The sequence below is a fragment of the Micromonospora sp. NPDC048986 genome (genome assembly GCF_040649335.1).
Lineage (GTDB): Bacteria > Actinomycetota > Actinomycetes > Mycobacteriales > Micromonosporaceae > Micromonospora > Micromonospora alfalfae.
Genome location: NZ_JBEZFJ010000015.1, coordinates 58,227 through 80,909, shown reverse-complemented (window position 1 = coordinate 80,909; position 22,683 = coordinate 58,227). Strand labels below are relative to the sequence as shown.

Annotated in this window: 20 protein-coding genes; 18 read left to right on the top strand and 2 right to left on the bottom strand. The window is 72.8% G+C overall.

What is annotated here, in order from left to right; translation table 11 throughout:
• Nucleotides 1-65: 65 nt before the first annotated feature.
• Entirely contained in the window at nt 66-662 is a 597-nt protein-coding gene (locus tag AB0B94_RS26840; RefSeq protein WP_357286160.1) for a helix-turn-helix domain-containing protein, read from the top strand.
• Between the two features lie 55 nt (nt 663-717).
• Nucleotides 718-1,581, top strand: a complete 864-nt coding sequence (locus AB0B94_RS26835) for an alpha/beta hydrolase (RefSeq protein WP_357286157.1) — start codon at nt 718-720, stop codon at nt 1,579-1,581.
• A 360-nt stretch (nt 1,582-1,941) separates the two neighbouring features.
• Here the strand turns inward: AB0B94_RS26835 and argJ are convergent, their stop codons facing one another.
• Nucleotides 1,942-3,090 (bottom strand): bifunctional glutamate N-acetyltransferase/amino-acid acetyltransferase ArgJ, encoded by a 1,149-nt coding sequence (argJ, locus tag AB0B94_RS26830; RefSeq protein WP_357286154.1) that lies wholly within the window; start codon nt 3,088-3,090, stop codon nt 1,942-1,944.
• A gap of 438 nt (nt 3,091-3,528) precedes the next feature.
• Here argJ and AB0B94_RS26825 point away from each other — a divergent pair, with 438 nt between their 5' ends.
• From AB0B94_RS26825 to AB0B94_RS26770, 12 genes are all read left to right on the top strand, one after another.
• Complete coding sequence (locus AB0B94_RS26825; RefSeq protein WP_357286151.1) at nt 3,529-4,512, top strand: zinc-binding alcohol dehydrogenase; 984 nt, start codon at nt 3,529-3,531, stop codon at nt 4,510-4,512.
• A 2-nt stretch (nt 4,513-4,514) separates the two neighbouring features.
• A complete protein-coding gene (locus AB0B94_RS26820) occupies nt 4,515-4,913 on the top strand; it encodes a 6-carboxytetrahydropterin synthase (RefSeq protein ID WP_357286522.1) in 399 nt (132 codons plus the stop codon).
• Complete coding sequence (locus AB0B94_RS26815) at nt 4,910-5,956, top strand: glycosyltransferase family 4 protein (RefSeq protein ID WP_357286147.1); 1,047 nt, start codon at nt 4,910-4,912, stop codon at nt 5,954-5,956. The genes AB0B94_RS26820 and AB0B94_RS26815 overlap by 4 nt, the downstream gene beginning before the upstream one ends.
• Nucleotides 5,953-6,771 (top strand): class I SAM-dependent methyltransferase, encoded by an 819-nt coding sequence (locus tag AB0B94_RS26810; RefSeq protein WP_357286143.1) that lies wholly within the window; start codon nt 5,953-5,955, stop codon nt 6,769-6,771. The genes AB0B94_RS26815 and AB0B94_RS26810 overlap by 4 nt, the downstream gene beginning before the upstream one ends.
• Before the next feature lie 66 nt (nt 6,772-6,837).
• Nucleotides 6,838-7,776 carry a lysylphosphatidylglycerol synthase transmembrane domain-containing protein gene (locus AB0B94_RS26805; RefSeq protein ID WP_357286139.1) on the top strand — a complete coding sequence of 313 codons (939 nt, stop codon included), beginning with the start codon at nt 6,838-6,840 and terminating at the stop codon, nt 7,774-7,776.
• Nucleotides 7,777-7,834: 58 nt separating this feature from the next.
• The gene (gene ribA / locus AB0B94_RS26800; protein ID WP_238669138.1) at nt 7,835-8,536 is read left to right on the top strand and encodes a GTP cyclohydrolase II; all 702 of its coding nucleotides are present in this window, start codon (nt 7,835-7,837) and stop codon (nt 8,534-8,536) included.
• On the top strand, nt 8,533-9,258 hold the full coding sequence (locus AB0B94_RS26795; RefSeq protein WP_357286135.1) for a dihydrofolate reductase family protein: 726 nt from the start codon (nt 8,533-8,535) through the stop codon (nt 9,256-9,258). Before ribA ends, AB0B94_RS26795 begins: the two co-directional genes overlap by 4 nt.
• A 119-nt stretch (nt 9,259-9,377) precedes the next feature.
• Nucleotides 9,378-9,929, top strand: coding sequence for a DinB family protein (locus AB0B94_RS26790; protein ID WP_357286132.1), 552 nt, complete (start codon nt 9,378-9,380; stop codon nt 9,927-9,929).
• Between the two features lie 41 nt (nt 9,930-9,970).
• Nucleotides 9,971-10,783: a TetR/AcrR family transcriptional regulator C-terminal domain-containing protein gene (locus AB0B94_RS26785; RefSeq protein WP_357286129.1), complete on the top strand. Its 813-nt coding sequence runs from the start codon at nt 9,971-9,973 to the stop codon at nt 10,781-10,783.
• A gap of 10 nt (nt 10,784-10,793) precedes the next feature.
• Nucleotides 10,794-11,252, top strand: a complete 459-nt coding sequence (locus AB0B94_RS26780; protein ID WP_357286126.1) for a GNAT family N-acetyltransferase — start codon at nt 10,794-10,796, stop codon at nt 11,250-11,252.
• A gap of 102 nt (nt 11,253-11,354) precedes the next feature.
• Nucleotides 11,355-14,033: an Hsp70 family protein gene (locus AB0B94_RS26775; RefSeq protein WP_357286123.1), complete on the top strand. Its 2,679-nt coding sequence runs from the start codon at nt 11,355-11,357 to the stop codon at nt 14,031-14,033.
• A gap of 37 nt (nt 14,034-14,070) precedes the next feature.
• Entirely contained in the window at nt 14,071-14,643 is a 573-nt protein-coding gene (locus tag AB0B94_RS26770) for a nucleosidase (protein WP_357286120.1), read from the top strand.
• Between the two features lie 10 nt (nt 14,644-14,653).
• Here the strand turns inward: AB0B94_RS26770 and AB0B94_RS26765 are convergent, their stop codons facing one another.
• Nucleotides 14,654-15,838, bottom strand: a complete 1,185-nt coding sequence (locus tag AB0B94_RS26765) for a low temperature requirement protein A (protein WP_357286117.1) — start codon at nt 15,836-15,838, stop codon at nt 14,654-14,656.
• 170 nt (nt 15,839-16,008) lie between these two features.
• On the opposite strand from AB0B94_RS26765, the gene AB0B94_RS26760 reads away from it, so the two are divergent.
• The 4 genes from AB0B94_RS26760 to AB0B94_RS26745 all read left to right on the top strand — a co-directional run bounded on the left by AB0B94_RS26760 (nt 16,009) and on the right by AB0B94_RS26745 (nt 22,631).
• Nucleotides 16,009-16,872, top strand: coding sequence for a S1 family peptidase (locus tag AB0B94_RS26760; protein ID WP_357286114.1), 864 nt, complete (start codon nt 16,009-16,011; stop codon nt 16,870-16,872).
• Nucleotides 16,873-17,035: 163 nt separating this feature from the next.
• Nucleotides 17,036-17,992 carry a sugar kinase gene (locus AB0B94_RS26755; RefSeq protein WP_357286111.1) on the top strand — a complete coding sequence of 319 codons (957 nt, stop codon included), beginning with the start codon at nt 17,036-17,038 and terminating at the stop codon, nt 17,990-17,992.
• A gap of 68 nt (nt 17,993-18,060) precedes the next feature.
• Entirely contained in the window at nt 18,061-18,669 is a 609-nt protein-coding gene (locus tag AB0B94_RS26750; RefSeq protein WP_357286108.1) for a bifunctional 4-hydroxy-2-oxoglutarate aldolase/2-dehydro-3-deoxy-phosphogluconate aldolase, read from the top strand.
• Nucleotides 18,670-18,920: 251 nt separating this feature from the next.
• Entirely contained in the window at nt 18,921-22,631 is a 3,711-nt protein-coding gene (locus AB0B94_RS26745) for a S8 family serine peptidase (RefSeq protein WP_357286105.1), read from the top strand.
• Nucleotides 22,632-22,683 lie beyond the last annotated feature (52 nt).

Genomic DNA, 22,683 nt, shown 5'->3' with positions numbered 1-22,683 from the left:
TCGTGCTCTGTCGGCTGCGCCCACCATCCGTCGCCGTCGGCAAGGTGGCAACTATCCTTGCCGTTATGGCAAACGAGGACAGCGCCGCGCTGGCGGCCGTCGGCCCCCGGCTGCGTGCCCTGCGTCACCAACGTGGGACCACGCTGACCCAGCTCGCCGACTTGACCGGCATCTCGGTGAGCACCCTGTCCCGGCTGGAGTCGGGTAGCCGTCGCCCCACCCTGGAGTTACTGCTCCCGCTGGCGAGGGCCTACCAGGTGGCGCTGGACGAACTGGTCGACGCCCCCGCCACCGGCGACCCCCGGGTACGCCCGAAACCGATAGTCATCCACGGTGTGACGCACCTGCCGCTGACCCGCCGACCGGGCGGTGTCCAGGCGTTCAAGCAGATCTTCCCGCCGGACCCGTCCGCCGGGGGCCGAATCCCGCAGGCCCACGAGGGGTACGAGTGGCTCTACGTGCTCTCCGGCCGGCTACGCCTGCTGCTCGGCGACCGTGATCTCACGCTGACCCCGGGGGAGGTGGCCGAGTTCGACACCCGCATCCCGCACCTCTTCTTCAACCCCGGCCCCGGCACCGCGGAGGCCCTCAGTCTCTTCGGGCCGCAGGGCGAGCGACTGCACGTCCGCGCCCGCCCCGCCGCGCCCGACAAGCAGCAGTGATCAACTCGGCTTTCCTGAGCGGGTACGCCGCGGCCGTCGGTGCGAAGATGGCCTGATGATCGATGCGGCATCCCGAGGCTCGACCGACCGGACCGAGCACCGCGACATCGTCGTCAACGAGGTCCCGGGCTTCCGCCCGCTGACGTTGGACCTCGCCGTGCCGGTGGCGGCGCCCCAACCGGCCCCGGTCCTGGTGTGGATCCACGGGGGCGCCTGGCTGTTCGGTTCGCCCAAACACCCGGCGGACTGGCTGATGGAAGTAGACCCGTTCACGGCCGCCATCAGTGCCGGGTTCGCTGTCGCCTCCGCCCAGTACCGGCTCAGCGGCGAAGCGCACTTCCCCGCCCAACTCGACGACGTCAAGGCGGCGGTGCGCTGGCTGCGCCGACACGGCGACACTGTGGGCGTGGACCGCGAGCGGATCGGGGTGTGGGGTGAGTCCGCCGGTGGACACCTGGCCTCGATGCTCGCGCTGACCGGCGACGCCCAGGACGACAGCCGCGTCGAGGCGGCGGTCTGCTGGTACGCGCCGTCGAACCTGTTGACCATGCAGTCGCAGGCACACCCGGCCGGGACGATCGACCACGACGCCGCCGACTCGCCGGAGTCGCTGCTGATCGGCGCCCCGTTGGCGGACAACCCGGGCCTGGGCCGCGCGGCCAGCCCGATCACCCACGTCACCGAGCAGGCCCCACCCATGCTGCTGATCCACGGTGACCAGGACCGGGTCGTACCGGTGGGGCAGAGCGAGGAACTTGCCGCGGCGTTGACCGCGGCGGGCGCCGATGTCGACTTGTCGGTGGTGCGGGGGGCCGACCACTGCTTCGCCGGAGTGCCGGTGGAGCCCCTGATCCGCGACACCCTGGCGTTCTTCACCCGGGTCCTCGCCCCCGACACCGCGGCGCTGCCGCCTCACTAGGGTGACCGCCTACGACGTCGCCGCCCAACTGCCCGACATCGACCTGCTGCGGCAGCGCTGCAAGGCGTTGGCCGTGCTCGAGCGCATCATCGACGGCGGTTTCCCCTACTACGCCCACACTGCGTCCACACGTGACGGAACCGGCCTTCTGCGACGAGGACGGGCAACCCGTCGCGACGACGGTGCTGTGGCGGCTGGCGGAGGGCGATCGCTGGCACGCCGGCGACGGCATCGTCTTCCCACCACCGAGGCCGTACGACGACAACGGCCCGGACGGGGCAGGGCTGCTCGCTGACCCGCGCGGCTCGGCTACGAACGTCCGGGCGGTACCTCGGGGGTACCGCCCGGATGCATCGTCGCTCAGGTGGTGTAGTCAGCGTTGATCCGGATGTATCCGTCAGTGAGGTCGCACCCGTACACGGTGAAAGCGTCGGCGCCGATCCCCAGGTCCACCTCGATCACCACGTCGTCGCCTTCGAGGTGGCGCCGCAGCCGAACCAGGGTCTCCTCGGTGGCCGGTGTCGGATAGACCTCGATACCGCCGAAGCCGATCCGTACCCGTTGTTGGTCGATGTCTTCGTCGTCCTCGCACTTGCCGACGGCCATGGCCACCCGGCCCCAGTTCGGGTCCGCGCCGTGCACGGCCGTCTTCACCAGCGGTGAGTTGACGACGGCCTTGCCGACCCGCTTGGCCTGCTGGCCGTCCCGGGCGCCGCTGACCCGTACCTCGATGAGCTTGCTGGCGCCCTCGCCGTCGCGGGCGACCATCCGCACCAGATCCAGTGCGACCGCGTACAACGTCTGCTCGAAGTCGTCCAGATCGACCGGCCCGGCCAGGCCGTTGGCGAAGATGGCCGCTGTGTCGCTGGTGGAGGTGTCGGTGTCAATGCTGACCGCGTTGAAGGTGCGAGCGATGACCGACCGGAACACCCGGTCCAGGTCGACCGGCTCGATGCGGGCGTCCGTGCAGAAGAACGTCAACAGGGTGGCCATGTTCGGTTCGATCATGCCGACGCCCTTCGCGACACCGACGATGCTCGCCGCTGCGCACCTGGCCCGTACCACCTTGGGCGTGGTGTCGGTGGTCATGATCGCCCGTGCGACGCGGTCGAAGTCGGCAGCCGGAAAGGGCCACCGAAGCTCGGCCAGGCGCTGTCGCACCCGCGGCATCGGATACTGCTTCCCGATCACCCCGGTCGACGCGATGAGCAGCTCGTCGTCGTCCAGGCCGGCGGCGCGAGCCACAATGGACCGCACCTCGCGGGCGTTCTCGAGCCCTTCCTTGCCGGTGGCCACGTTCGCGTTGCGGGACAGCACCACGACGCCACGGGCGGACGATGTCGACGCCGCCGAACGGCTGAGCACGACGCTGGGGCCGGCGAACCGGGAGCGGGTGAACACCGCGGCGCTGACCGCAGGCACCTCGGAGACCAGGGCGGTGAAGTCGTCCTCGTCCTCCTTGAGCCCGGCGTTCGCGACCACCGCGCGGAACCCCTGCGGAACGATCATGTTCTGCTCCATCCTTCTCGTCTCGGCCCGGTCCTGGCCCGCGAATCGCGCAGCGGGCGACGTCAAGGCTCACACCAGCCCGGACACCTGTGACCTGCCGGTCACCTGACCGGAGCACCGGGGTGGCGGACCTCCGGACGCCGGCGCGGCGCAAGCCGAAACCCGCCGACGGGCAGCCGCAGCGGCCCGCCCTTCGTGACCCAACGTATCAATGAGGTAGCTGTCCGACGGACGCCCGTCCGCAGCGTCCCACCGGCGGTCCGCCGCACCGTGGCCCGACCGGATGACCTCGGAACGAGGCAGGCCGCAATGGTGGGTCCTGCCGGGCGAGCTTCGAACTGTGCGCACCGAACTTCCGTGTTTATGATCGACAACCCCCGACCGGGGATCCGACCTGGCCGATCGATGCGGCCCGGAGCAGAGCTGAGGTGCGCGACGGTGATCCGCGAGGCGTACGCCTGCTGGGTGCGCGAACCCGGGGTGGCCGACATCCAGCCGGTGTCGCTGGCCGCCCCGGGCCCCGACGAGGTGCTGGTCCGGACCCGCTACTCAGGGGTCAGCCGGGGCACCGAGACGCTGGTCTTCGCCGGCCGGGTGCCCGCCGACCAGTACGCCACCATGCGCGCGCCGTTTCAGGAGGGCGAGTTCCCCGGCCCGGTGAAGTACGGCTACCTGAGCGTCGGCGTGGTTGAGCACGGCCCGCCGGAGCTGCTCGGACGGACGGTGTTCTGTCTGCACCCGCACCAGAGCGCGTACGTCGTGCCGGTGAGTGCCGTGGTGCCGGTGCCGGAGGGGGTGCCGGCCGCCCGAGCGGTGCTCGCCGGCACTGTGGAGACCGCCGTCAACGCGCTGTGGGACGCGGCGCCGCTGGTCGGCGACCGGGTCACAGTGATCGGCGCGGGCATGGTGGGCTGCTGCGTCGCGGCGCTTCTGGCCCGGTTCCCCGGCGTGCACGTCGAGCTGGTCGACACCGACGCGCGCAGGGCCGGCGTCGCCGGGGCCCTCGGCGTCGACTTCGCCAACCCGGCCGACGCCAGTGGTGACCGGGATCTGGTCGTGCACGCCAGCGCCACCGCCGCCGGCCTGCAACAGTCGCTGGACCTGCTCGCTCCGGAGGGCACCGTCATCGAGCTGAGCTGGTACGGCGACCGCCCGGTGCAGGTGTCACTGGGCGGCGCGTTCCACTCCGGTCGACTCAGCGTGCGCAGCAGCCAGGTCGGCATGGTGGCACCCGCCCGACGGGGACGGCGCAGTTACACCGACCGACTGGCGCTCGCCCTGGACCTGCTCGACGACCCGGCCTTCGACGCGTTGATCACCGGCGCGTCGCGCTTCGCGGAGCTGCCCGACGTGCTCGACAGACTGACCTCGGGCGACCTGCCCGCGCTCTGCCACCTCATCACCTACGAAGACGGAGAGTGACAGTGTTCAGCGTGACAGTTCGGGACCACATGATGATCGCCCACAGTTTCCGAGGCGAGGTGTTCGGGCCCGCCCAACGGCTGCACGGCGCGACGTTCGTGGTGGACGCGACGTTCCGCCGGCCGGACCTGGACGGCGACGGGATCGTGGTGGACATCGGCCTGGCCACCGAGCAGCTGCGGGCCGTGCTGAGCGAGCTGACCTACCGCAACCTCGACGACGAGGCGGCCTTCGCCGGGGTGAACACCACCACTGAGGTGCTGGCCCGTACGGTCGCGGACCGGCTGGTCGAGCGGGTGCACGCCGGTGAGCTGGGCGCGGGGGCGCGCGACCTGACCGGCATCACTGTCACCCTGCACGAGTCGCACATCGCCTGGGCGAGCTACGAGCGGTCGTTGTGACCGATGCGGGCCGGGCGGTGCACGTCGTCCTGCCCGGTGACATCGACGACCCGGCCACGCCCAGCGGCGGCAACGCCTACGACCGGCGGATCTGCGCGGGGCTGGGCGAGCGCGGGTGGTCGGTGCACGAGCACCAGGTGCCCGGCGCGTGGCCGCACCCCGGCCCGGCCGACCGGGCGACGCTGGGCGGGGTGCTCGCCGCCGTCCCCGACGACGCCGTGGTGCTGATCGACGGCCTGGTCGCCTCGGCGGTGCCGGACCTGCTCGCCCCGCACGCCAGCCGGCTGCGCCTGGTGATCCTGGTGCACCTGCCGCTCGACGACGAGCCGGAGGCCCGGGCCCTGGCCACCGCCCGGGCCGTCGTCACCACCAGCGTTTGGACATGCCGGGCACTGCTGGCCCGCCACCCGGCCCTCGCCGGCCGGGTCCGGGCCGCGCCGCCCGGGGTGCGGCCCGCGCCGCCAGTGGCCGGCTCGCTGGCCGGCGACCGGTTGCTCTGCGTCGCGGCTGTCACCCACCACAAGGGGTACGACGTGCTGGTCGACGCGATGGCCACGCTGGTCGGCCGGCAGTGGACGATGGTCTGTGCGGGCACCCTGGCCCGGGAACCGGACCTTGTGCACCGGCTGCGCGACCGGTTGACCGCAGCGGGCCTCACCGAGCGGGTGCGGCTGGTCGGCCCGCTGACCGGCACCGCGTTGGACGACGCGTACGCCGCCGCCGACCTGCTGGTGCTGCCGTCGAGAGGCGAGACGTACGGCATGGTCGTCACCGAGGCGCTGGCCCGCGGCCTGCCGGTGTTGACCACCGCTGTGGGCGGGCTGCCGGAGGCGCTGGGTCACGCGCTCGGCGGTGAGCGCCCGGGACTGCTGGTCCCACCCGATGACCCGGCGGCGCTGGCCGCCGCGCTGATCCGCTGGCTGGACGACGACGCGCTGCGCGCCCGGCTGCGGCGTGCCGCTCTCGCCCGGCGCGACACCCTGACCGACTGGCCGGTGACCACCGCGTTACTGGCCGGCGTGCTGAAGGAGGTGGCGGAATGACCGCCGAGGAGACCCTGCCGTTCGCCGACTGGCTGCGGTTGCGTGAGCCGGCCGACGCGGCGGCACGCGCCGAGGAACTGCTGGATGCCGTCCGGGCCCGGCTGACCGGGGAGGGCCCGACGGTGATCCACGACCTGGGCAGCGGCACCGGGTCGATGAGTCGTTGGCTGGCCGCCCGGCTGACCGGACCACAGCACTGGGTGCTGCACGACCGGGACGCCGACCTGCTGGCTCGTGCCGCCGAGGGCATGAAGGGGGTGACCGCCGCCGACGGCGCCCCGGTCACCGTCCACACCCGCTGCGGCGACCTCACCCGGCTGACCGCCGCCGATTTCGCCGACGGCTCCCTGGTCACCGCGTCCGCGCTGCTGGACATGCTCACCGCGGAGGAGGTCGAACGGGTGGCGGACGCCTGCGTCGGCCGGCCCGCCCTGTTCGCCATCTCGGTGACCGGTCGGGTCCGGTTCACCCCGGCCGACCCGCTCGACGAGGCGGTCGAGGCCGCGTTCAACGACCACCAGCGGCGTACCGTCGAGGGCCGGCGGCTGCTCGGCCCGGATGCCGCCGCCGCCACCGCCGCCGCGTTCGCCCGGCGCGGCGTCGACGTGCGGGAACGGCCCAGCCCGTGGCGTCTCGGCCCGGAGCAGGCCGAGCTGACCGCCGAATGGTTCCGAGGGTGGCTCGCGGCGGCCTGCGAGCAGCGCCCCGACCTGGCCGATCCCGCCCAGGCGTACGCCCGCCGTCGGTTGGCTGACGCGGCGGCCGGCCGACTCACAGTGCTTGTCGAACACACTGACCTCCTCGCCGGTGGATGAACCGTTCACCCCCTGGGTACGTGCACTAGGGCAAGTGGACGATCTTCAAAGGGGAGGCCGGCGCCGATGTTCTGGGCCTGGGCACGAGTGGTCGGCGGGGTGGGTCTGCTCGCCGTCCTGCTGTGGCAGGTGGGCAGCGGCCCGTTCCTCGCCGGAGTACGACTGATCGACGCGCCGGCGTTGGCCGCGGCGCTGGTCATCGGGGTGCTCACCACCGTCTGCGCGGCGTGGCGGTGGAGCCTGGTCGCCGGCGGCCTCGGCGTACGCCTGCCACTGGCGACCGCTGTGGCGCACTGCTACCGGGCCGTGTTCCTCAACGCCACACTGCCCGGCGGGATGCTCGGCGACGTGCACCGGGCGGTTCGCCACGGCCGCGACGCCGGTGATGTGAGCCGGGGCATCCGGGCTGTGGTCTGGGAGCGTGCCGCCGGCCAGGTGGTCCTGGTCGGGGTCGCGCTGGTGGTGCTCGCCGCCTTCCCGTCCCCGGTACGGCGGTACCTGCCGGTCGCCGCCGCGCTTCTCGTCGCCGGCGGGTTGGTCGTCGTGCTGGTGGCCCGGATCCTTCCCAACGGTGGCGGGTCGCGCTGGGCGACGGCACTGCGTACCGCCGTGGCGGACGTGCGGTCGGGGCTGCTGGCCCGGCGCACCTGGTTCGGTGTGTTGGTCGCCTCGGCCGTGATGGTCGCCGGTCACCTGGCCACCTTCCTGGTGGCGGCGCGCACCGCCGGGTCGGACGCCCCGCTGTCCCGACTGCTGCCGTTGACGCTGCTCGCTCTGCTCGCCATGGGCCTCCCGCTGAACGTGGCCGGCTTCGGTCCTCGCGAGGGGGTGGCGGCATGGGTGTTCGGTGCGGCCGGCCTCAGCGCGGCCGAGGGCGTCGCCACCGCCACCGTCTACGGTGCACTGGTGCTGGTGGCCAGCCTGCCCGGGGCCGCCGTGTTGCTGGCCCGTCGGCGTCGAATTCCGGCCGCCGCTCGGGAAGCCGCCTCCGGCGGCGGATGTTGAGTCGGTTGTGAGACGGTACGCGTCGCCGGACGACGGTGACGCCGGACGAAGGAGTCCCATGCCCGAAGCATTGCCGGTTGCCACGATCCGCACGCAGGTCACGGTGCCGCTGGCGTTTCCGGATGGCTACACCACCACCGCCCGGGTGTTCACCTTCAAGGGCCTGGTGGACGGTCGGGAGCACCTGGCCCTCGGCCTCGGCGACTGGGCGGGCGCCCTGGACCGGCTGGCCGCCGGGGGAGCAGCCCCGCTGGTCCGTCCGCACAGCGAGTGCCTGACCGGCGACGTGTTCGGCAGCCAGCGCTGCGACTGCGGGCCGCAACTGCGCGAGGCGGTGCAGCGGATCGCCGAGACCGGCGGTTTCCTGCTCTACCTGCGACAGGAGGGCCGTGGCATCGGCCTGTACGCCAAACTCGACGCGTACGCGTTGCAGGACGCCGGGTTGGACACCTACCAGGCCAACGTCGCGCTGGGCCGGGGCGAGGACGAGCGGGACTACACGGCCGCCGCGCAGATGCTGGCCACGTTGGGCGTGCCGCGGGTCCGGCTGCTGAGCAGCAACCCGGACAAGGCCGAGCAGTTGACCCGGCTGGGCGTGGACGTTGTCGAACGGGTGCTCACCAGCGTCTTCCTCTCGCCGGCCAACGCCGACTACCTGGCGGCCAAGGCGGCCAAGGCGGCGGAGGTCGAGGCGGCCGAGGCGGTCGAGGCGGCGGATGTGCTCGCGGGTCGTGCTCCTGAGCGGCCCGTGTCCCGATGAGTTGGCGGCCGGGGCCGGCGCGGCCGTACGTGCTGCTGAGTTGTGCCGCCTCCATCGACGGGTACATCGACGACGCCTCCGAGCAGCGGTTACTGCTGTCCAACGAGGAGGACCTGGACCGCGTCGACGCGGTCCGGGCCAGCTGCGATGCCATCCTGGTCGGCGCCGGCACCGTCCGACGAGACGACCCTCGGCTGCTGGTGCGCTCCCCGAGCCGACGGGCCGAGCGGGTGGCGGCCGGTCGGCCGGCCTCGCCCACCAAGGTCACCCTGACCGCCCAGGGTGACCTCGATTCGACCGCCCGCTTCTTCACCGCCGGTGATTCGGCCCGGCTCGTGTACTGCGCCACGGGCGCGCTGGAGAAGACCGAGGAGCGGGTCGGCCGACTGGCCACAGTGGTCGACGCGGGTGAGCCCGTCGACCCGGGGTGGATGCTGACCGACCTCGCCGCGCGGGGTGTTCAGCGGTTGATGGTGGAGGGCGGCGGGACGGTGCACGCCCAGTTCCTCGCCGCCGGTCTCGCCGACGAACTGCACCTGGTGGTCGCCCCGTTCTTCGTCGGCGACGGCCGGGCGCCCCGGTTCGTCGGTGAGGGTCGCTTCCCCTGGCACCCGGGCCGCCGCGCCCGCCTGGCCGAGGCCCGCCAGATCGGTGACGTGGTCCTGCTCCGTTACGCCCTCTCCACCCGCTGCCCGGCCGAGCCTGCCCGCCCTCTCGGTTGATAATGGGTTGGCGGGTGATCCGATTTCCGCGGAACCCGCCGACCCAGGATCACGCCGACGGGTGGGGTGGGTGGGGTTATTTCGTGGACGGCAGTGCGGTACCCCGACAGAATCTCCGGATGTCCGTAGCGCCCCTGGCCATCCTGCGCTCGCAGTTCGACCTGACGTGGTCGCTGTTCGAGTACCACCTTGAGCGACTCGATCCCGCTGACTTCCTCTGGGAGCCGGCCGACCACTGCTGGTCGGTGCGGCAGAGCGCCGACGGCAGGTGGACCCCGGACTGGGCCGACACCGAACCCGACCCGGTCCCGGTGCCGACGATCGGCTGGCTCAGCTGGCATGTCGGCTGGTGGTGGACAGTGGCGATGGACCATCTCCGGGGTGGATCAGCCCGGCAGCGCACGGCTGTTGTCTGGCCCGGCCCGGGCGAGCCGAGTGTCGCCTGGCTGCGGGGCCTGCGCACCGAGTGGCTGGGTCTGCTCGACCAGCTCGGTGACAGCGACCTCGACCGCATCGCGACGTTCCCCTGGCCGGACGGGACCGACCACACCGTCACGCACACCGTCGGTTGGGTCAACTCGGAGCTGATGAAGAACGTCGCGGAGATCGGCCAGCTCCGACTGCTCCGCGCCGCATGGACCGATCGGGGTGGCCCGGCTGCTCGCCGGTAGTACTTTCGGCACAGGCGGTGCCGTGAGGAACTGGAGGCGGCGTGCTCAGTGTCCGGTGTGTCGAGTGCGAGGCGGAGTTGCCGGCCGGCGCCGGCCGGGGACGCCCGCGCCGCTACTGCTCCCGGCGCTGCCAGGCCCGCGCGTACCGCAGGCGTCGTGAGCACGGCCCCACCAGCACGCCGCGTCGATTGCCGGACCTGCCCGCGCCGACCGGCGGCGACCCGCGCCACCGGTTTGTCGCCCTCGCTGTCGAGCTGGCGGACGCCGGCGGCCTGGACGCCGTCTCCCTGCGGGTCCTCGCCCAACGCGCCGGCCTGCCCGCCCACGCCGTGTACCGGCACGTCCGGAACCGGGCCGACCTCCTCGCCGCCATGGCCGAGCGGATCACCGCCACCCGCCCGCCCGGCGCCGCGCCACTACCGCCTGATTCTCGACAACGGCTCGAACGGCTGGCCGAGGACGAGTGGGCGATGTACCGCCGCCATCCCTGGCTGCTGGCCATCCTCGCCACCGACCGACCGCCGACCGGACCGGCGGTACTCGCCATGGTCGACCGGGTGGTCGCGGCGTTCGGCAGCGCCGGATACGACCCGGCCGAGGCGTTCCGCGCCTACCTGGCGCTCAGCGGCTACATCCAGGGCATGGCCCTGCTCATCCGGCGCGATCCCGTCGACAGCACCTACCACGCCTGGTGGTCGGCGACCCTGACCCGGCTGGAACGGACCGGTCGTACCCGCAACCGACAGTGGCTGGTCGCGGCCGGGCAGACCAGACCCGACACCGACCTGGACACGTGGTTCCAGTTCGGCCTGCGCGGGCTGCTCGACGGCCTGTTGCGCGGCCCGTCTCGGTAGGGTTGCCGGCGTGCCGCGACTGGTGAAGGTCACTCAAGACAATGTGGATGCCGCGTGCCGGGTGAGCGTGCGGCCCGACCAGGAGAAGTTCGCGTCTCCGGTCGCCTGGTCCCTCGCCGAGGCGTACGTGCAGCCCGACATCGCGTGGCCGCGTCTGATCGTCGAGGATGACGAGATCGTCGGCTTCCTGATGGGCTTCTTCGACATCGTGTGGGATCCCGCCCACCCGGACGACAGGCGCTCGGGGCTGTGGCGGCTGAACATCGCCGCCGAGCACCAGGGGCGGGGATACGGCCGCTTCGCGGTGCAGGCCGTCCGCGACGAGGCCCGCCGACGTGGGCACTACCGCGTCTACACCACGTGGAAGCCGGGGCCGGACGGCCCGGAGCGGTTCTACCTGAAGCTCGGGTTCCGGCTGACCGGGGAGACCAGCGAGGACGAGGTGGTGGGCGAGCACTCCACCCACTGATCGGACGCCGTCGACCACCCCGGACCGAGTGATCAGCAGTGCGGCGGGGCCTGCGTACGATGCGGGGTCGAGTTCCCCTCGTCGCGGCGGAGGTATCGGGCAATGGCAGGCCAGCACGAGGGTTTCGCTCTCGGCGTCGACCTCGGTACGTCCAACACGGTCGCGGTGCTGCGCTGGCCGGACGGGCGGACCCGTCCGCTGCTGATGGACGGTCAACCGCTCAGTCCGTCCGCCGTCTACGCCGACGCGGACGGCACCCTGCACACCGGCTGGGACGCGCGCCGGTTGGCGCAGGCCGACCCGGCCCGGTTCGAGGCGAACCCGAAGCGTCGGGTGGACGAGCCGACGGTGCAGCTCGGCGACCGCGCGTACCCGCCGGCCGACCTGCTCGCCGCGGTGCTGGCGACGGTCGGCCGCGCGGCCGTGGGCGCTGTGGGTTTCCTGCCGCCCGCCGTGGTGACCTACCCGGCCGCCTGGGACGCGACGCGGCGACAGGTCCTCGCCGACGCGCTGCTGCGGGCGGGCTGGCCGCAGGCGGCCGAGCACACACTGGCCGGGCCGACGCCGCCGGGCACCCGGCTGTTGCGGGAGCCGGTGGCCGCCGCCCGCTACTACACGCAGGTGTTGCACCGTCCGGTGCCGGTCGGCGGGGCGATAGCGGTCTTCGACTTCGGTGGCGGGACGCTCGACGTCGCGGTGCTGCGCAACGAGGGCGCCGACCCCTGGGGGGACTCCGGCTTCAGCGTGGTAGCCGACGGTGGCCTGCCCGACCTGGGCGGCCTGGACCTCGACGCCGCGTTGGTGCGGCGGGTCGGTGAGTTGGTCGGTGAGCGGCACGCCGCGCAGTGGGCCCGGCTCACCCGGCCGGTGGATCCGGCGCAGCGCCGCGACCAGGTCCGGCTCTGGGACGAGGTACGGGGTGCGAAGGAGACCCTGTCCCGGTCTGCTGTCGCCCCGGTCGCGGTGCCGGGAGTCACCGAGACGATCCAGCTGACCCGGGCGGACGTCGAGCGGGTGGCCACACCGCTGCTGCGCCGGGCGGTGCAGCGGGCCCGGGAGGTCATCGCCGCCGCCGGGCTGCGCCCCGATCAGCTCGACGGGCTGTTCCTCGTGGGCGGGTCGTCGCGGATCCCGCTGGTGGCCCGCATGCTGCACGCCGAGCTGGGGATCGCGCCGACGGTGCTGGACCAGCCCGAATTGCCGGTGGCCGAGGGCGCCCTGACCGACCTGCCGCTGCCCGTCCCGGCGTACGCGGGACCGTCGCTCGCACCACCCTCGCCTGCTCCGGTCAGCCCGCCCGCCCCGGCCGGAGCGCCCGCGCCGGTCGTACCGTCGCAGCCCTGGCCGGGACCCACCCCACCGGCGGGTCCGCCCCCCGGGCCGGGCCTGGCTGGCGCCAGCCCGACGCCACCTGTCGGCGCGACCCACTGGCGGAGGGCGCGCTGGGTGGTGCTCGGCGCGGTGCTGGCCCTGGGCGGGGTGGCCACCGCGGCGACGCTCTACCTGACCCGGGACCGCTACCCGGATCTGGAGTTCGCCTCGCTGCGCGAGCTGTCCCGGCTGTCGGCCGGCGCCGAACGGCCGGTCGGCATGTGGACTGCTGTGCTCGACGACCGGGCCTACCTGGCGTTTCCGCTGCCCGACGACCGGCTCGAGGTGGTGGCCGTCGACGCGGGCAACGGCCGCGAGGTGTGGCGCGAGCAGACCGACGTGCGGGCCGACGACTGGGAGGCGATCATCGCCGTCCCCGGGGCGGTGGCGGTCCTCGCCGACGCGCCGGGCGACAGCACCCCCCGACCGCTGGCCGTCCTCGACGGTCGTAGCGGCGAGCAGCGCTGGCAACGCGCTCTGCGTGGTGACGACGACGTCTACTTCACCGACGACACCGCGGTGGTGGTGGACCGGGCCGCTGACGAACTGGTCGGCCTGCGCCTGACCAACGGCTCGGCGAAGTGGAAGCAGCCCAACCCCCGCGGCCAGTACGCCGGTGGCCGTACCGTGGTCCGGCCGGTCGGCACCGACGCGGCGGCGGGCGGGCCGGCCTTCCTCGACGGCACGCCCCGCAACCCGTGGGTGAGCAAGGGGCGGCGACTGGTGCAGGTGGGTGCGGACCGGTCGGTGCGGCTGCTCGACATGGCGTCCGGCGTGGTGCTGCGCCAGTGGGGCAGCGTCGCCGACCTCGACGACCTGGTGGTCGCCCACGAGGACCGCCTGTACGTGGCAGCCAACGAGGGTGGTTACCAGCTGCTCTCGTACGACCTGGGCTCCGACGCCGAGCCGGTGGTGCTGCACCGTTCCGGCAACGACGCGTTCCGCCCGAAGGAGCTGGTCGCCTGCGGTGAGCGGCGGGCCTGCCTGTTGCAGGTTCCGGACAATGACGTCGCGCGCACCGAGGTGGTCGCGGCCACCGAGGGCGAGCGCATGATCAGGTGGTCGGCACCGGGCGTGACCGGCCTGGTCCCGTTGGGTGAGCAGGTGCTCGCCCAGCGGGAGTTGCCGGAGCCGACCGTCACCGTCTTCGACGCCGCCGGCAAGCCGGTGCTGCGGGACCGGGGCGGGGTGGCTGTCCGTCTGGACGCCGGCAACCTGCTGGTCTTCGCCAAGGCGCCCAGCGTGGTCGCTGACAACCGGGTGCTGGCCGGGGTGTGGGCCGAGTCCGGGGAGGTCGACGAGTTGGGTGAGCTGAAGGACGTGCGCAGCTCGTCCTGCTCGTGGAACACCCACGTGATCGCCTGCGGCGCGGACAAGGACTTCGTGCTGTACCGCTTCTCCGACGACTGACGTCAACGGCCCACCGGTCGGCTCGTACGATGCTCCGGTGAATCTTCGAGGTACGGTCCGCGCCGATCGTCCGTTGGTGGTTCTTGCCGTTGGGGAGGAGGCCCGCTACCTGCCGCCCGAGCTGCCGGTCCTGCTCACCGGCATGGGCAAGGTGAACGCCGCCAGCGCGGTGGCAGCGGTGCTGGCCGCCGGGCCGCGCCCCACCCTGCTGCTCAACCTGGGTACGGCGGGCGCGTTGCGTCCCGGCTGGGCCGGCATCCACGAGGTCGCCACGGTTTTCCAGCACGACCTGGACACCGACCTGCTGCGCACGCTCACCGGCGAGACCTACGGGGCGCCGCTGTCGCTGGCCGCCGAGGGCGCGGTGCTGGCCACCGGTGACACCTTCGTGGCCGACGACGCGGAGCGGGACCGGTTGGCGCAGCGCGCCGACCTGGTCGACATGGAGGGGTACGCGGTGGCCTGGGCCGCGGCGCAGGCCGGCGTGCCGTGCCGGCTGATCAAGCAGGTCAGCGACGAGGCGGGGGAGGGCGCGGCCCGGACCTGGCAGGAGTCGGTGGACGCGTGCGCCCGGGACCTGGCCGACTGGGCCGGTCGACACTTCGGCTGAGCGCGGCGGGTCAGTCGTCGGGTTGCCGCAGCCGCAGGCCCGGTGTGGTCTCCCGGACCGCTCCGGGAACCAGGATGTGCGCCGCCAACGTGAGCGCCACGACTGTGGTGACCAGCAGCGGCGGCCATCGGCCGGCCCACGGCAGCGTCAGCAGCGGCAGGGGGAGGCAGAGCATTCGCCGCCACGGCACGAGCCTGGACACCAGCAGGGTGAACAGGACGCGGCCGATCACGAACAGCGCCGGGCCGCCCAGGATCAGTAACAGCCACCCCACCGGCGTGGTGCCGGTCGGCCGGGTGACGACCAGGTCGAACGAGGCCGCAGTGGCGACCACCCCGGCGAGCATCACCAGATGGGTGTACGGAGCCACTCGCGCCGGCTTGCCCGACTTCGGCCCGGCCCCGGCCTCCAGCAGCTCGCCGGCCCGGAAGACGTAGACCTGCCAGAGCAGCAGCATGATGGCGAACGCGCAGAACAGCGCGGTGACCCGGAGCCCGGCCAGCGGGCCCCGGCTGACCTGCAGCGTGGGAACCAGGATGATGTCGCCGAGGGCCAGGATGATGAACTGCTGGTACCGCTCGCCCAGATGTGCTGTGGTTCGCTCGTACTGTTCGGAGGGCACCCGGCCCAGCCAGGGCGTGGGGTAGCGGGCCGCCGCGGAGATCAGGTCGATCGTGATGGCGATGGTCCAGAGGGCCCAGTTCACAGTGCCGGACACCGCGCCGGTGATCCAGAAGACACCGGACACCACGAACCAGAAGAAGAACCGGGTGGCCCGGACCATGGCCAACCGGTGTCGCTTCCGGTACAACGTCGTGACCAGGATGACGCCGCGGATCACGTGCGTGCCGACGTAGGAGATCGCGAAGACCATCGCGTGCCCGCTGGAGACCATCGGCAACGATGCCGCCATCCCCACCGAACCGACCATGGCGACCATCAGGATGGTCTGGATGGGGCGCTGCTGCGGGTCGTAGAACTCGGTGGTGGTGGAGGTGACCGACCAGGTCCACCAGATCGCCGTCAGCATCAGCAGGACCATCGCCGCGGCGGACCAGTTGTGGACCTCCGCGAGCAGGGTCGAGGTCAGCGCGAGCGAGGCCACGAAGACCACGTCGAAGAGCAACTCCAGCAGCGTGGCCCGCGTGGAACCGTCCGGCCGGCGTACCAGTGCCGCGGTTCCTCCGGTGGTCATGCCCGGCCTCCCGCCGTGTCTCCGAGGATTATCGGCGGTGCCGGCGCGGCCCGTCCCCGGATCGGCGATTCCCGCCGGTCGGGGAAGAGGGCGGCCGGAGGTTGCCACGACGTCGGGCACCGGGCGATGCTTTTTTGCATCCATCAATTTCGATCTCCCTGGAGGTTCGGATGCGCCGCTCCCCGCTGGCCGCCCTCGTCCTGAGCACCCTGCTGCTCGTCGCGCCCGGCGCGGCGCAGGCCGCCGTCCCCGACCGGGCCGCCGCGCCCGCCGCGGACCCGACGGCCACGCTGAGCGGGGTACGCACCACGGGCACCGCCTGGGGTCTGGACCCCGCCACCGGCCGGATGACCCTCACCGTCGACGACACCGTGACCTCCAGCGAACTGGCCGCACTGCGGGCGGTGACCGACCGGGCCGGCGTGCTGCTGCGCCGCGAACCCGGAACGCTGCGCCCCCTGATCGCCGGCGGGCAGAGCATCTACGGTGGCGGTGGCGCGCGCTGCTCGCTCGGCGCGAACGCCCGCAGCGGCAGCACCTACTACGTGATCACCGCCGGGCACTGCACCGCCGCCGCCACCACCTGGTACGCCGACAGCGCCCAGACCACAGTGCTCGGCACCCGCACCGCCACCAGCTACCCCACCAACGACTACGGGCTGATCCGCTACAGCGGCCTGATCGCCCATCCGAGCGCGGTCTACACCCACCCCGGTCTGCTGACCATCAATGGCCCCGGCAACGCGTACATCGGTCAGGCGGTGTGCCGCAGCGGCAGCACCACCGGCGTGCGCTGCGGCACCGTCACCGGCCTCAACCAGACGGTCAACTACGCCACCGGGGTGATCTACGGCCTGATCCGCACCAACATCTGCGCCGAGCCCGGGGACAGCGGCGGACCGCTCTACGTGGCCTCCACCGGCAGGATCCTCGGCATCCTCTCCGGTGGCACCGGCAACTGCACCGCCGGCGGCACCACCTACTACCAGCCGATCGCTGAGGTGCTGGCCGCGTACGGGCTGACGTTGCCCTGAGCGTAGAGGTGTGACGTGCGACGGGTTGCCCGTCCCGCGCGGGACACCTAGGCTCGGCGACGCCCAGCACCCCCGCCGCGAGGACGTGTGCCCGATGCCGACCGCCCCCCGACCTGACCGGCCGAGTGTTCCGGCAGGCCTCCCGTCGATCGAGGTGGCCGCCGTGGGGGAGACGATGGTGGTGCTCTGCCCCGCGCCGGGTGAGCCGCTGGAGCACGCCGAACGGGTCGCCGTCTCGGTCGGTGGGGCCGAGTCCAACGTGGCCGGCTACCTGGCCCGCCTGGGACACCTGACGACCTGGGTGAGCCGGGTCGGCGACGACCCCTTCGGTCGGGCCGTCATCCGGCACGTCGCCGCCGCCGGCGTCCGCGTCGACCAGGTGTGCGTGGACCCGGCCGCCCCCACCGGCCTGTACGTCAAGGACCCGGGCCCGGAGGGGACCGCCGTGCACTACTACCGGGCCGGGTCGGCGGCCGCCCGGATGGACCCCGCTACGCTGGCCGACCCGGCGCTGGCCGGTGCCCACGTGCTGCACCTGTCCGGAATCACCCCCGCGCTGTCCGCGTCCTGCCGGGCGCTGGTCGAGCACGCGGTGACCGACCGGCCGCTGGCGCAGGCGTTGGTCAGTTTCGACGTCAACCACCGGGCCCGGCTGTGGCCCGCCGAGCAGGCCGCGCCGGTGCTGCGCGACCTCGCCAACCGCTGTGACCTCGTCTTCGTCGGGCAGGACGAGGCGGAGACCCTGTGGGGCACCACCGACCCGGCGGCCGTACGCGAGCTGTTGCCCGATCCGGAGACGGTTGTGGTCAAGGACGGCGCGGTGGGCGCCACCGCACTGGTCCGCGACGCCGAACCGGTCTTCGTGCCCGCGCCCCGGGTGACCGTGGTGGAGCCGGTCGGCGCCGGAGACGCCTTCGCCGCCGGCTACCTGGCCGGGCTGCTGCGCGGCCTCGACCCGGTGCGGCGGTTGCGCCTCGGTCACCTCGTCGCGGCGCAGGCGTTGACCAGCAGCGGCGACAACGCCCCGGTCCCGCAGTGGGCCTGGTTCGAGAAACTCATCGACGCCCCCGCCGACGCCTGGTCGCCACTCGACCTGACCGGCCCGGGGGCGACGACCTGAGTCGGGTCCTCGGGTTGCGACCCGATGAGCAGCAACAGTCCCCACCGCGACCTCGGATGGAGTGCACCATGACCACACCGGACTTCGACCACATCTTCGGCGGCGCCCGGGTGATGGCGATCCTGCGCGGCCTGCCGGTCGCCGAAACCGTTCGGCTCGCCGAGCGTGCCTGGGATCTCGGCATCGACGTGGTGGAGGTGCCGGTGGCCACCGCCGACGCGGTGCCGGCGCTGCGGGCCGCCGTCGAGGCAGGCGCCGAGCGCGACCGGATCGTCGGCGCCGGCACCGTGCTCGATGTCGAACAGGTCGCCGCGGCGGCCGACGCGGGCGCCCGGTTCACCGTCGCGCCCGGCCTGGACCTCGCGGTCGCCGACGCCGCCGCCGCGCGTGGCCTGCCGCACCTGCCCGGTGTGGCCACCCCGACCGAGGCCCAGCAGGCGTTGCGGCACGGCCTTACCTGGCTCAAGGCGTTCCCCGCGATCTCGCTCGGGCCGGCCTGGTTCAAGGCCGTCGCCGGCCCGTTGCCGCAGTTGCGCTTCGTCGCCACCGGCGGCCTCGACGCCGGCAACGCCGACGCGTTCCTGCAAGCAGGCGTACGTGTGGTGGCCGTCGGATCCGCCCTCTCCGACCCCACCCAACTCGACGCCCTAGCCAAGCTAACCCGCCCCACCCTCTAACCCGCCCCGCCCCGGCCCCCCCGCCGCGCCGATCTTGCACTTACGGTCGCCGATACGTCCTGATTCGCCACGTTGGTCGCGACACAAAGTGCAAGATCGGCGCGCGAGGTGGGGTGGTGGCGCGCGGGGAGGGGGCGGGGTCGTGGCGGGGTTGTGCCATGGCGTAAGTGCGTCGGGGTTGGGGGCGGGGTTGGGGTGGGGTCTGCGTCGATGCTGTGGTGCGTACCACTTCTCGACACAAAGAGGTCATCGTGGCTCTGTCTCACCGGCGTCGCCGATCCGGGCTGATCGCCCTCGGCGCCGCCCTCACCCTGGCGGCCGGGTTCACACCACCCGGCACGGGAGCGGGCGCCGCCCCGCCGAACAACCCCGACCGCCCGGCGGGTCAACCCCCGGCCGCCGCCGGGCGCGCGTCCACCGTCACCCTGATCACCGGTGACACGGTCACCGTCACCACAGCGGCGGACGGCAGCACGGTGTCGACGGTGCGCCGGCCGGACGGCAGCACCCCGAGCTTCCACCGCACCGTGCGCGACGGCGACACCTACGTCTACCCGGACGCCGCGCTGTCCTATGTGACCAGCGGCGTGCTGGACCGGCAACTGTTCAACGTCACCGACCTCATCGCCGACGGTTACGACGACGCGCACACCGACGCGCTTCCGTTGATTGTCACGATGACCGACGCGGCGGCCCGCAACCGCACCCGTCCTGCCGTGGACGGCGCCAAACTGGTCCGCCAGTTGGACAGCGTGCAGGGCGCGGCGCTGACCCGCCAGCGGGCCACCGCCGACCGGTTCTGGACCGCGCTGACCGCCGGTTCGACCCGGCGTACGGGTGACGCCCCGACCCTGGCAGGCGGCATCGCCAAGGTCTGGTTGGACGGTCGGGTGCACGCCGACCTGGCCGAGTCGACAGCGCAGATCGGCGCGCCGAAGCTGTGGGCCGAGGGCAACACCGCCTCCGGTGTCGACGTCGCGGTGCTCGACTCGGGTGCGGACGCCGAACACCCTGATCTCGTCGGTCAGATCGCCGAGTCCAGCAGCTTCGTGCCCGAGGAGCCCGACATCCTCGACTACAAGGGCCACGGCACGCATGTCGCCTCGACGATCGCGGGCACCGGCGCCGCGTCTGGTGGCGCCGAGCGGGGCGTCGCCCCGGGTGCCCGGCTGCACATCGGCAAGGTGCTCAACAGCGAGGGCAGCGGGCAGGACTCCTGGATCATCGCCGGCATGGAGTGGGCGGCCCGGGAGCAGAAGGCCCGGGTGGTCAGCATGAGCCTGGGCGGCGAGTCCACCGACGGCAGCGACCCGATGAGCCAGGCGGTCGACCGGCTCAGCGCCGAGACCGGTGCCCTCTTCGTGATCGCCGCCGGCAACAGCGGCCCGGCGAGCATCGGCAGCCCGGGTGCGGCCAACTCCGCGCTCACCGTCGGTGCCGTCGACAGCACCGACCACCTCGCCGACTTCTCCAGCCAGGGGCCACGCGCCGGCGACGGCGGGCTCAAGCCCGAGGTCACCGCCCCGGGCGTGGACATCCTGGCGGCCCGCTCGCACCTCGTGCGGGGCTCCGGCGACTACACGCTGATGAGCGGCACGTCGATGGCCACCCCGCACGTTGCCGGCACTGCCGCGCTGGTCGCCGCCGCGCACCCGGACTGGACCGGTCAGCGGATCAAGGAAGCGCTGGTCAGCACGGTCAAGGCCACCCCCGAGTACACCCCGTACCAGGCGGGTGCCGGTCGGGTCGACGCGGTCGCCGCCGCGCACGCCACGGTCTTCGCCACCCCGAGTGCCTACTCCGGTTTCCAGGCGTGGCCGCAGCAGCCGGGCGCTACCGTCGACCGTACTGTCACCTACACCAACATCGGCAGCACGTCGGTGGCCCTGAAGCTGGCAGTCGACGCGGCCACCGCGCCGGCCGGACTGTTCGCGCTCTCCGCCGACCGGGTCACAGTGCCCGCGGGCGGCACCGCCACCGTGACGGTGACCGCCGAGTACGACAAGCTGCCGGTGGAGAAGCAGGTCAGCGGCATGGTCGTCGCCACCGACGACACCGGTGCGGTGCGTGGCCGCACCCTGATCGGGGCCGGCAAGGAGGGTCAGCGGCAGAACCTGACGCTTGTCGCCAAGGACCGGGACGGCAAGCCGCTCGTCGGCAAGGTCATCCTCACCGCCGACACCCTCTTCACCGCCGTGGACCTGCCCGAGAGCGGCACCGCCACGCTGCGGCTACCGGTGGGAAGCTGGAACGGTTGGATCTCCGCGGACGTGCGCGGCGCGCACGGGCCGCACTCCAAGGGCATGGCGATGCTCAGCTTCACCGACGTGAACCTGGACCGCGACCGCACCGTCACCCTGGACGCGCGCGCCGCCCGACAGGTGCAGGCCCGGATGCCGCAGGAGGCCACCGCCAGCGCGCTGCGGATGGACATCCACCGGTCCACGAAGAACGGTCTCACCGAGAGTCAGGTGCTGCCCGACGACTCGTACGACAGCATGTGGGCGTTGCCGACGAGCCGTCCGGTGACCGACGGCGAGTTCGAGTTCGGTGCCCGGTGGCGGCTGGAGCAGCCGGCCCTGACCGTTTCGGCTGGCGGTCGCTCGTACGACGATCTGTTGGTGAAGCGGGCGACCCCGGCGTTGCCGGCCGGTCGTCGCCAGCTCGACGCGGTCTACGTCGCCGACGCCTCGGCGGCGGGGCTGGCCAAGCGTCCGGTCCGGGACCGGGCCGTGGTGGTGCGCCGCAGTGACAGTGTGGACATCGCCACCCAGGCGCAGGTCGCCGCGGCGGCCGGAGCGAAGCTGCTGCTCGTGGTTAACGACGGCGTCGGGCGGCTCCAGCCCTGGGACGAGTTCGCGTGGAGCCCGGAGAGCCCGGCCCCGGTTACCGTCGCCACCCTCGGTGCCGACGAGGGTGGGCAGCTCATCGCCGCGCTGGAGCGGGGCGCGGTGCGGCTCACCGTCGAGTCGCACCCGCAGACCGACTACCTGTACGACGTGGCGCACCACTGGACCGGCACGGTGCCGGCCGACCCCACCTACCGGCCCACGAAGCGGGAGTTGGCCCGGGTCGACGTGGAGTTCCGCAACTACCGGCAGGGCAAGGCGCTGGAGTTCCGCACCGACGTCTGGCGCGGCTGGGCGTCGAGCAACCAGGAACCGGCCCCGGCGCAGGGCCGGCGCACCGACTGGGTGAGCGCCGACCAACTGTGGATCGACGACGCGTTCATCGCCGGCGAGACCGGTCAGCACCTGATGGCGGCGACCACGTACCCCGCCGGCAAGCCGAGCACCGTCACCTGGTTCGGGCCGATCCAGCGACCCCGGATGGGCGGCAGCTACGTGCCGGTCCGGTACCTGGACACCGTCTACCTGCCCGCGCCCGGGTGGGGCGACGGGGGCGGACACATCGGTGAGGCGTACGCGAACTACGACATGGTCAACCGGACCACCCTCTACCAGGGCGACAAGGAGCTGAACTGGGGCAACGCCGAGTACCTCCAGGTCTCCGGGCTGGCGTCTCAGCGACTGCCGTACCGGCTGGTGGTGGAGAACGACAGGGCCGCGTGGACCAACCCGTACTCCCGGCAGACCCGCACCGAGTGGGGTTTCCACTCGGCGGTCACCGGGGAGGAGTCGGCCGAGGCGCTGCCGATGATCCAGCTGGACTACCAGGTGGCCATCGACTCCGCCGGCACTGCGTCGCGGCGGGCGCCGCTGACAGTTGTCGCCTCCCACCTGCCCGGCGTCACCGGCACCATCAACGCGGTGACCGTCGAGGTGTCCTACGACGACGGGGCGACCTGGCAGAAGCAGCGGCTGACCCGGCACGGCGACGGCTGGCGTACCTCGCTGGCCGCGCCGGCGAAGGCCGGTTTCGTGAGCCTGCGCGCCACGGCGCGGGACAACGCCGGCAACACCGTGAGTCAGAGCATCAGCCGGGCGTTCGGCCTGCGCTGACAGCACTGCGGCCGGCCGTCGCTCGGGGTGCCTCGCGCACCCCGGCGGCGGC